The organism is Streptomyces sp. NRRL B-24572, assembly GCF_002156145.1.
Classification (GTDB): domain Bacteria; phylum Actinomycetota; class Actinomycetes; order Streptomycetales; family Streptomycetaceae; genus Streptomyces; species Streptomyces vietnamensis.
The window spans coordinates 7,173-16,995 of record NZ_MWIG01000283.1 but is presented as its reverse complement, the minus strand read 5'-3'; the positions used below and the strand labels follow the sequence as shown (position 1 = coordinate 16,995).

At 70.8% G+C, this 9,823-nt stretch carries 7 protein-coding genes and 2 pseudogenes; 5 read left to right on the top strand and 4 right to left on the bottom strand.

Annotated elements, in window-relative coordinates; genetic code table 11:
* Nucleotides 1–1,601: M4 family metallopeptidase (locus tag CCN56_RS17795; protein ID WP_086828004.1), on the bottom strand; the 1,601-nt coding region annotated here is incomplete at its 3' end.
* A gap of 178 nt (nucleotides 1,602–1,779) precedes the next feature.
* On the opposite strand from CCN56_RS17795, the gene CCN56_RS17790 reads away from it, so the two are divergent.
* The 4 genes from CCN56_RS17790 (at nucleotide 1,780) to CCN56_RS17780 (ending at nucleotide 6,187) form a co-directional block, all read left to right on the top strand.
* Nucleotides 1,780–4,515 (top strand): LuxR family transcriptional regulator, encoded by a 2,736-nt coding sequence (locus CCN56_RS17790; RefSeq protein ID WP_086828002.1) that lies wholly within the window; start codon nucleotides 1,780–1,782, stop codon nucleotides 4,513–4,515.
* 626 nt (nucleotides 4,516–5,141) lie between these two features.
* A complete protein-coding gene (locus CCN56_RS45825; protein ID WP_373412862.1) occupies nucleotides 5,142–5,255 on the top strand; it encodes a winged helix-turn-helix domain-containing protein in 114 nt (37 codons plus the stop codon).
* A 3-nt stretch (nucleotides 5,256–5,258) separates the two neighbouring features.
* Entirely contained in the window at nucleotides 5,259–5,513 is a 255-nt protein-coding gene (locus CCN56_RS45820) for a winged helix-turn-helix domain-containing protein (RefSeq protein ID WP_373412863.1), read from the top strand.
* Nucleotides 5,441–6,187: a hypothetical protein gene (locus CCN56_RS17780; RefSeq protein ID WP_179199883.1), complete on the top strand. Its 747-nt coding sequence runs from the start codon at nucleotides 5,441–5,443 to the stop codon at nucleotides 6,185–6,187. Before CCN56_RS45820 ends, CCN56_RS17780 begins: the two co-directional genes overlap by 73 nt.
* Here CCN56_RS17780 and CCN56_RS17775 read toward each other — a convergent pair.
* Both CCN56_RS17775 and CCN56_RS17770 read right to left on the bottom strand, forming a co-directional pair.
* Nucleotides 6,139–7,151 (bottom strand): annotated as a pseudogene (locus CCN56_RS17775) (IS5 family transposase). The gene CCN56_RS17780 and the pseudogene CCN56_RS17775 overlap by 49 nt on opposite strands.
* A complete protein-coding gene (locus CCN56_RS17770; protein ID WP_256962015.1) occupies nucleotides 7,075–7,860 on the bottom strand; it encodes a DUF4253 domain-containing protein in 786 nt (261 codons plus the stop codon). Before CCN56_RS17770 ends, CCN56_RS17775 begins: the two are co-directional and overlap by 77 nt.
* A gap of 147 nt (nucleotides 7,861–8,007) precedes the next feature.
* Here CCN56_RS17770 and CCN56_RS17765 point away from each other — a divergent pair.
* A pseudogene (locus CCN56_RS17765) lies at nucleotides 8,008–8,298 on the top strand (hypothetical protein); the annotation flags it as partial.
* A 503-nt stretch (nucleotides 8,299–8,801) separates the two neighbouring features.
* Here CCN56_RS17765 and CCN56_RS17755 read toward each other — a convergent pair.
* On the bottom strand, nucleotides 8,802–9,578 hold the full coding sequence (locus tag CCN56_RS17755) for an SDR family oxidoreductase (RefSeq protein ID WP_086827999.1): 777 nt from the start codon (nucleotides 9,576–9,578) through the stop codon (nucleotides 8,802–8,804).
* Between the last annotated feature and the right edge of the window lie 245 nt (nucleotides 9,579–9,823).

Here is a 9,823-nt window from a genome sequence, read left to right as displayed (position 1 = left end):
TTGTACTGGGTGCTGCCGGTGCCGTACAGGTCGGCGGCGGCCTGCAGGGTGGCGGTGCGGGCGCCCGCGTAGTTGGTGGTGGAGGTCATGTAGGTGGACAGCGCGCGGTACCAGACCGCTGCGGCCTTGTCCTTGCCGATGCCCGCGAAGGTGTCGTTGTTGCAGGTGGTCCCGTTGTGCGAGCGTCCGCCGATGGTCTTCGCACCGGTGCCCTCGGCCGCCAGGTAGAAGAAGTGGTTGCCGATGCCGGAGGAGTAGTGGACGTCCACCGAGCCGGCGTTCGAGGTCCAGCAGGACAGCGAGTTGCCGTCGGCGGAGGGGTTGTCCATCCGGCGCATGTAGCCGCCCGACATGTTGAGCTTCTCGCCGATGTAGTAGTCGCCCGGGTCACCGGCGTTGTCGGCGGAGAACTCGACCATGGTGCCGAAGATGTCGCTGGTGGCCTCGTTGAGGCCGCCGGACTCACCGGAGTAATTGAGGTTGGCGGTGGCGGCGGTGACGCCGTGGCTCATCTCGTGACCGGCCACGTCGAGCGCGGTGACCGGGGTGTTGCCGTTCTGCGAGGAGCCGTCGCCGAAGAACATGCAGAAGCAGTCGTCGTCGTAGAAGGCGTTCAGCACGTTGTTGTCCATGTGCACGTACGCCGGGGCGCCGCGGCCGTCGTTGCGGATGCCGGAGCGGTTGAAGGAGTTCTTGTAGTAGTCCCAGGTCTTCGCCAGGCCGTAGGAGGCGTCCACGGCGGCACTCTCGCGACTGGACGTGGTGCCGTTGCCCCAGGAGTTGGTGGTCTTGGAGAAGGGCCGGGCGTTCTGCTTCGGATTCGACTGCGGGCTGTTGTACGAGTCGTAGATGATCGTGCCGCCGTGCGCGGCGTCGGTGAGGGTGTAACCGCTGCCGGACTGGGTGGTCTCGATGGAGACCTGGCCGACGGTGACGCCGTTGCCGGTGCCCGTGATGTTCTGGTGCAGTTCGTACTGGTCCAGCGGCGCGCCGCTGGTCGCGTCGACGATCACCGCCTGACGCGTGGCCGGGCCGGCCTCACCTGCACCGGTGACGGTCGAGCGGTAGGCGAGGACCGGCACCTTGCCGACCGCGTACACCATCAGAGTGCTGCTGTCCGAGCCCTTGATCTTCGCGTTCTTCACGTGCTTGGCGTGCTTCACGGCGGCGGCCGAGGCGTCGGTCGCCGTCAGCTTCGGCGTGGTGTCGGCGATCCGGATCGCGCCCTGGTGCGCCAGATCCGAGCCGGTGATCCTGCCGTCCTCGGTGAGGTGCACCACCAGGTCGCCGCCGATGACGGGCAGGCCTCTGTAGGTGCGGTCGTAGCGCACGTGCCGGGTGCCGTCGGCGTCGATCAGCACGTCCTTGGCCACCAGGCGCTCGTCGGGGCCCAGGCCGAGCGCGCGGGCGGTGGCGGCCGCGTTCCGGCCGGCCGTGCGTATCGCCTCGCCGCGTGAGTCGGCCGTCATCGCCTGGAAGCCGGCGCCGGGTCGGACGGCGGAGGTGCCGGCGGCCGCGGTGGACTGGGTGGCCACCACGGTCACGGTGCCCAGGGCGAGGGCTGCCGCGACACCGGCAGCCAGGGCGTTCTTGCGGTTCATCGAGATCCTTCCGCCGGGCCTTGTCGGGGATGTGCCGCAGAACGTCATCTGGGGTGCGGGGGGCGTTCGGCAGCGGTTGGCTCGGCTGTGGCCATGAGGCTAGGGACGCAGGGGGCGGCCGACATCGGGGCAACCCCTTGATCTGGACGGGGAGGCCCGGCGGGCGCACCATGGCCCGATGCCAGAGTCTGCGATGTGGATGAGCGCGTTCCACGAGGCCGGTCCCGTGCTGCCGGTGGTGCCGGAAGACGTGCACGGCACCCGTCGGATGGTCCTGTTCGGGCCGCCCGGAAGCGGCAAGACCGCCGCGGCCGGGGCCCTGGGGCGACGGCTGGGCCTGCCCGTCCTGCGGCTGGCCCCGCGTCCGCAGGACGCCCGGGTTCCCTGTGCCGGACTGCTCGAACTCGCGCTGGCGCTCCAGGCACTGCCTGCCGCACGGGAGCTGGCGGCGGGACTCGACGAGGCCGCCGACCAGCCGGGCTCCCCGGACGACGCCGGTTCGGCCCTGCGGCTGCGCCGGCAGACCGCCGCTCTGCTGCGAGAGGTACCACCCATGACGCTGGTGGTGGACAACGCCCAGTGGCTGGACCCGGCCAGCGCGGCCGTCCTGGGCTGGGCCCTGCGCCTGACCCCGGACCTTCCCGTCATCGCGGCCGAGCGCACCTGGCGCCCGGGGGCCGTGGGCCACTGGTGCGGGGAGGACGCGTGCGCGGTGCGCATCCCGCCCCTGACGGCCCCCCAGGTCGCGACGCTGCTGTCCCCGTACCGGCTCGCCCCCCGCGAGGTCACGCGCATCCACACCCACAGCGGCGGGAACCCGGCGCTGGCCCTGGCACTCGCCCAGGTTCGCGGCCACACCGCCGCCGTGCCGATCGCCCCGAACGCCGAGGACGACCCTGTCCTTCCTCCCCCGGCCCGCCGGTTGGTGGGCGAATGGCTGGGAACCGTGTCGGGGGAGGTCCAGGAACTGCTGACGTCTGCCGCACTCGACGACCGGCCCGACCTCGACCTGCTGAGCGCTCTCGCCGGTCCGGCAGCCGAAAGCCTCCTGGCCGAGGCCGAAGCAGCCGGACTCGTCGACCTCGGACAGCCCGACCGGACGGTGCGGTTCACCGCCTCCGCGATCGGCACCGAACTCGTGGCCCGGCTGCCGGGGCACGCGCGCAGGCTCCTGCACGCCCGCCTGGCCGAGGCCAGCCGTGACGGCGTCCACCGCGACCGGCACACCGCGCTGGCGGCCGACGCCGCCGACCCGCGGTCGGCCCGCCACGCCGCCCGCGCCGCCGTGCGCGCCCGGCTGCGCGGTGAACACGCGCTCGCTGCCGAGCTTTCCCTCCTCGCCGCCCAGCGCACCCCGCACGACGACAGCGACCTGCTCACCGAGCGGGCCCTGACCGCCGTACGGGACGCCGCCCACTACGGCGACCTCCCCCGCGGCCGGGCCGCCGCCCGCCTGGTCCTGGGCCACGACACCACCCCCGCCCAACGCGTCGCCGCCCTCATCGCCCTGATCGACGCGAGCGGCCAGCACCTGCACAGCGCGGACGAACTGTTCGCCGACGCGCTCCACGCAGCAGCCGGACGGTCCGACCTCACCGCGCAGGTCCTCATCCGTCGATCCGTCTGGGCCAACGTCAACGAAGGCGACCCCCACCGGGCGTGTGCCCTGGCTGGCCGGGCCACCGCCCTCGCCGAGGCCGTCGGCGACACCGCCACCACCGTCATGGCCCTCACGATGCAGGCCCGCTTCCAACGCATCCTCGGCCACCCCGACGCCGAGACCACGCTCAGCCGCGCCCTGTCCCTGCCACGCACCGCCCCGCTCCCGGTCAACGGCACGCCTCAGCACCTCGCCGCCCGGCACACCCTCTTCGACGACCGCCCGGACGAGGCCCGCACCGCGCTGCTTCCCCTGCTCGTCGAAGCCGAGCGGACGGGAGACGCCGAGGCGACCGTGGACATCCTGCGCAGCCTTGCCGAGGCCGAACTCCGCGCCGGACGGTGCGCCAGGGCGCTCGAGCACGCCCACCGCGCCCAGGCGCTGACCGACGGGACCGCCCTGTCACCCGCACCGGCGTGCTACACCTCCGCCCTCGTCGAAGGCACCGCCCGGCGCACCGACCTCGCCCTCGTACACGCGCGCCGCGGAGTCGACACCGCCCGGCAGGAGGACAACCGGGTCTTCCTCTCCCGCAACCTCTTCGCCCTCGGACACCTCCTCATGGTCACCGGCCGTCCGAAAGAAGCCCTGGCGGCACTGGAGGAGGTACGCCACCTGGAGGAGCTCCAGCAGGTCCACGACCCGTCCGTCCTGCGCTGGCATCCCGAACTCGCCGAGACCCTCGTCGCCCTCGGCCACCTCGACCAGGCACAGAGCCTGCTGGACGACACCCGCCGCACCGCGACCGGCCTCGGCAGGGACGCGGTCCTCCCTCCGCTCGAACGCGCCCAGGCGCTTCTGGACGCCGCCCGCGGCGACTACGACACCGCGGCCCAGCGCCTCACCGACGCGGCCGACCGCCTCCGCCACCTTCCCCTCGAACGCGGCAGGACCCTGCTGGCGCTCAGCCACACCGAACGACGCGGGCGCCGACGCGCCAGCGCCCGCGCCGCCGCGCAGGGCGCCGCCGACCTCTTCACCGCCCACCAGGCATATCCCTGGGCCGAAACCGCCGCGCACACCCTCGGCCGGCTGGAAGCCGTCCTCGCGGGCGGCAACACCCACCCCCGCCTCACCTCCGCCGAACAACGCTGTGCCGAACTCGCCGCCACCGGAGCGAGTAACCGCGACATCGCCACCACCCTCACCGTCAGCGTCAAGACGGTCGAAGCGACCCTGACCCGCGTCTACCGGAAACTCGGCCTGCACTCACGCGTCCAGCTCGCGCACACCGTCACACCAGCACGTGAGTGACCCGCCCGGACTGCTCCAGGAGCCGTCGGGTTCAGTCGTGTACCGGGCGACGACGTCTGGCCTGCACTACGGGTCGTCAGAACTCTTGTCCGCCACTCCATGACTGCACGTGTCGGGGGCTCGGAAGTGGTGATGGCCCGCAGCGACAGTTCCGAGGTCTACCGTGGACCCGTCGGTCGGCGGATCACTGTTGTGGTACTTCTCACCTGCGGTTCCAGCGACCACAGGGTCGGCCACCGGGCCTTGTCATCGCCCAGGCCCTGTGCTTTCTCGCTGTATCCGGCCTCGTACTGCCTTCAGGCACGCTACTGAACTTGATCGGGTGAGGTCGGGGTTGTTTGCCTGACGCCGGCCTGTCGGCTGCGGTGGCTGTGAGGTACGCGCAGGGCGGCGGGCTGACCGACGCCGAGAGGGCCACGCGGGAACGGATCCGGCTGCAGGCTGCGGAACGGCTTCGAGGGCGGGGAGAAGAACCGGGAGATCGCCGCCGGGCTGCGGGTGAGCGAGCGGCCGGTGGAGCGGTGGCGCCGGCCTGGCGCAAGCGGGGCGAGGCCGGGCTCCTGTCGAAGGGATCGCCGGGACGCCCCAGGCTCAGCCCGGTTCAGGTTGCGGGACTGGAGCAGGAGTTGGAGCGTGGACCGCTCGTCCACGGCTGGACCGATCAGCGGTGGACGCTGGCGCGGGTCAAGACGCTGATCGGTCGACTGTTCCACGTTTCGTACGCGGTGGAGGGCACGTGACGGCTGCTGAAGCGACACGGCTGGTCGTGGCAGCAGCCCACCCGCCGGGCGATCGAGCGCGACGATGCGGCGGTTGAGCTGTGGAAGAGGAAGGTCTGGCCGTGGGTAAGAACTGTGCGGCGGCGTGCAACGGCTGGGCTGTTTCGTTTGGATCTTGCGAGGCTTGTCATACTTCCCGAGTGGAGATGCAAGCCGAGGAGGCAGCGCGGCGTTGGCTGGCTGATCAGGGCGTCAGCCAGGTGCGCGACGGGTGGGTGAGCGACGAGAAGCCGGACGCGTTGCTCACCGCCAACGAGGTGGCGCACTCCTGGGCCGGTGATGTGTTTGCCGAAAACCTCGGTGCAGCCGACCAGGTGAGGTTGGCTTTCGGGCTGCTGGACCTCCTTGACGAGTACTGGGTCACGTGCGAGATCCGGTTCGCGAACGAGGGTGCGGAGGGTCCCCTGCCGGCCGACGTGCTGTGGGACGGCTACCGTCAGCGGCTGGAGGCGGACCGGGACGCCGAGGCCGTCACCTACTCGCTGTGGGTGGACTGGTTCGAGGACCACGCCACTTCCGCGACGGCCTTCGCCGAGGTTCTCGGTAACGACATAGACCGGGTGGTGGCCGAGCGATCGGAGGCCCTGCTCCGCCGAGCCCGGCGGGTTCTGGAGTGTTCGGGACCGGTGCGCTGGACGGTGAAGGAGCTGACGTACCGCACCGCCATGCGGCTTCCTGCCCTGCACTCGGCCGTCTTCCGCGGCCTCCTGGCAAGTTTCCACGACGTCTACGGCGACCTGGAGCCGGCTGCCGCACTGACCTTCCTCGACCGGCTGGATCTCCCCACGAACACCCAGCACCTTGCCGAACTGCGCCACGTACTTGCAGCCGGGCACAAGAACCACTACCGCAGCCCTGGTGCCTGGCAGGATGCGCTTCGCTCCTGCTCCTGAGCCGTTGGCCTGGCAGACCAAAGTAGGAGGCCGGCGATGTGGAGTCCGGCCAGGTAGATGGTTGCGGTCTTCTCGTAGCGGGTGGCGATGCCCCGCCACTGTTTCAGGCGGTTGATGCAGCGTTCGACGGTGTTGCGCTGCTTGTATGCCTCGCGGTCCAACGCGGGGGGCCTGCCGCCGCGGCTTCCGCGACGAAGCCGGTGACCGCGTTGATCCGCCGGAACGGGGATCACCGCGCGGATCCCGCGCTTGCGCAGGTGCTCGCGGATCGCTCGGGAGGAGTACGCCTTGTCGGCCAGGACCAGGTCCGGCCTGGTGCGGGGACGTCCTCGTCGACGCGGAACGCGCAGGCGGGCCATCACGTGCGGGAAGGCGGGCGCGTCGCCGGCCTGTCCGGCCTTGAGCACGAAGGCCAGTGGCCGACAGTGGGCATCGGAGGCGAGGTGGATCTTCGTGGTCAGTCCACCGCGAGACCGGCCGATGGCATGGTCGTCCGGCTCGCCGGCCGGGGCCCTTTTGTGCGGGCCCCGGCCGCGCGCTGGTGAGCGCGCACGGCAGCGGAGTCGACCGAGACGGCCCAGGTCAGGTCTTCTTCGGCATCGGCCTGCGCGATGAGCGCGGTGAACGCCCGCTCCCAGGTGCCGTCGATGGCCCACATCCGCAGCCTGTTGTAGACGCCCCTCCAGTTCCCGTACTTCTCGGGCAGGTGGACCCACTGCGAGCCGGTCTGGAACTTCCAGGCGATCGCGTCGATCACCTCACGGTGATCCCGCCACCGGCCACCCCGCCGCGGCGTCTGGTCTGGCAACAACGGCTCGATCCGCGCCCACTGCACGTCAGTCAACGGCACACCCGAACCAACGAAGCAGGCGGCACGGTCGTCATGGCTAGTCCCACCAGAACGACCAGCAAGTCCGTCCCACGAGGTCCATCGCGTACTCGGGGAACGGGGTGGGCGGATCATCGACGATGTTGTTCGCGGTCGAGAGCACGTGCTCCAAGGCGAGCAGGTTCGCGTGCTCTGCTTCAGCGGGCGGCCTGGCGACCGACACGTGCAGCTCGCTGCCGAACACCACCACGACCTGGGCACCGAAACGGTCCTCCCAGCTCCGCAGGAGCGCACACAGCAGAGGCAACGGTGCCTCCGCGGACCAGCCGATCGACGCCAGAGCATCGCTGCCGCGACGGGCAGGGACGAGCACGAGGCGGCACTCGTCCAGCCCAAACTGTCCCGTCTCGCTGAACCAGGTCAGCAGGCTCGCCGCCGCCGTCTCGGGCGTCGGGCCTGCGGGCGCAGCCGGCACCTGCGGTGCCAGGCCCGGCCACTGTTCGAAGGGCGGCCCGGGATCGTGGGGCCATGGCTCGACTCCTTCCGGCGCCGGGGCCGGTGTCGGGTCCATCCAGAAGGGCAGCCTCCTGCGCCGGTACTCGGCGAAGTCCGTGGCCAGCACCTCCTCCAGACGGACAGCATCGACGTGGTCCAGGCCGAGCGGCCTTCCCATGGCGTCGGGCCGGCACAAGAGCGGAACCAGGCCGCAGGCTTTCTGCTCGCTCAGCAGGCGAGGCCACAGCTGATCGACGTCTTGAGGAAATTCGTCAGAGACCCATACGTGTGCAGGGCCGGAAAACAGGAACCGGCCGGGAGGCAGACCATCGGGCAGGGCAAACGACATGGTCGCACCGTAGACGGTGGTGCTGACAGTGCAGCTACTTGCAGGGCCCATGGACGCCTCTGCCACCAGTGATCCAAACGAGAGGCCCTAGGTCCCACTTGAAGCGAATCACGCGATTCTCGAACGTTCCCGAATCAAGCCATCGCAGTGGAGAAGGGCGTCAAGTCCCGAGCGCATCAGGACCTGACGGCGGCGCACCACGGCCTGCAGAAGCCCGCGCTGCTCGCCGGGATCTCCCGTGCCTACCAGCCGGAGGACGAGGAGGGCGAGCAGCTGCCGCCCGAGTCGATGCTGGTGCAGGTGAAGGCCGAGGACGTGCTGCGCGACACCGTGCGGGCGCTGACCCACCTGTTCGATGTGACGGCCACCAAGGACTGGGCGAACTGCGACGCGCGTGCGGACATCACGGTCGACGGGCGCGTGCTCGTGGAGCGGGTGGAGAAGCTCCAGCAGGCGGTGAAGTTCGCCCGTGAGGAGGCGAACAGCGGGTCGGCGACGCCGCCTTCGGCTACCTCTTCGGGTAGCGGGGACACCACAGGCTCCCCGGCCACAGAACACGGCCGGGGTGCGCGAGGAGCGCAAAGCTGAAGCCGAGCCTTGTCGTGACATCCGCGGTTCCAGTGGAGGTTCGAGTCCTCCTCCCCGGCACTTCCCGCCGGGATGGCTCCACCAGGCAGAGGCAGACTGCGGTCGATCTCAGACTATTGCTCCGGACTCAGCATGCGCCGCTCATCGCCGGATCGACCGGGCCCGGGCCCTGGTGCGTCGAAATGCCGGTTCGAATCTGGTCCGCCGAGCTCGATCGGCGGTGGTCCAGAGGCAGGACGCGACGCAATGACGGATGACCCGGGTCCTCAAGCGTGCCGGCGTGTGATGGGGAGCGGCATCGACGGGGTCCGGGGCAGGCCACGCCCCCGGACCCGCTCCTTTTCCCGTACGCGTCAGGCGGCCTGGGCCGTGGGCATGAGGGTGACCTGCTGGAGGTTGGCCCGCGGCGGGAGGCCCGCGACGAAGCCGACGGTCCGCGCGACGTCCTCGGGCGTGAGCCACTCCATGGTCTCCTTGGAGCTCTCCAGCCAGGCGAGGGCGCCCTCGTCGGTGACGTGGCTCTGCAGCTCGGTTCCGACGATGCCCGGCTCGATCGCCGAGACCCGGACGTTCTTCGCGCCCAGCTCGGCCCGCAGGTGCCGGGAGAGGTGGGTGACGTACGCCTTGGTCGCGGAGTAGACGGCGAAGTTCGGGAAGATGTTCTGCGCCGCGATCGACGAGGTGTTGATCAGGTCCGCGACGCCGCGCTCACCCGCCGCCTCGACGAGCTGCGGGGTGAAGGCGCCGATGACGTGCATCAGACCGGTGATGTTGAGGTCGATCTGGTGCTGCCACTGGTCGGTGGCCAGCTCCTCGACGGGGGCCGGCAGCATGACGCCCGCGTTGTTGAACAACAGGTCGGCGCCGCCGAATTCGGCCGCGACCCGGTCCGCGGCCGCCCGCACGGCGGCCGCGTCGGTCACGTCGGCCGCCAGGGCCAGGGCCTCGCCGCCGTTCTTCTCGATCCGGGCGACCAGCTGCTCCAGGCGGTCCGCCCGCCGCGCCAGCACGACGACCCGGGCGCCCAGCTCGGCGAGGTGCTCGGCCGTGGCCTCACCGATGCCGCTGGAGGCACCGGTGACCACCGCGACGCGGCCGGAGAGGGGACGGGCGGAAATGTGCGTGGTCATGAAACACACCTTTCGAGGTGGGTCAGGGGGTGGGGTTCGGGGCTGCGGCCTGTCGCCGTCGGCCCTCGACAAGAACACCATCCCGAGACGCCTCGCAGGACGCCGGAAAGTGCCCTGTGCGGGCAGGTGTCCCCGAGGCAGGTACCGGCAGTACCACCCGGCCCCGGGGTGCGGCCCGCTCCCGCCCGTCACACTGGAGGCATGGATGACCGTGGTCGCGAGCTCGCCGATTTCCTGCGCACCCG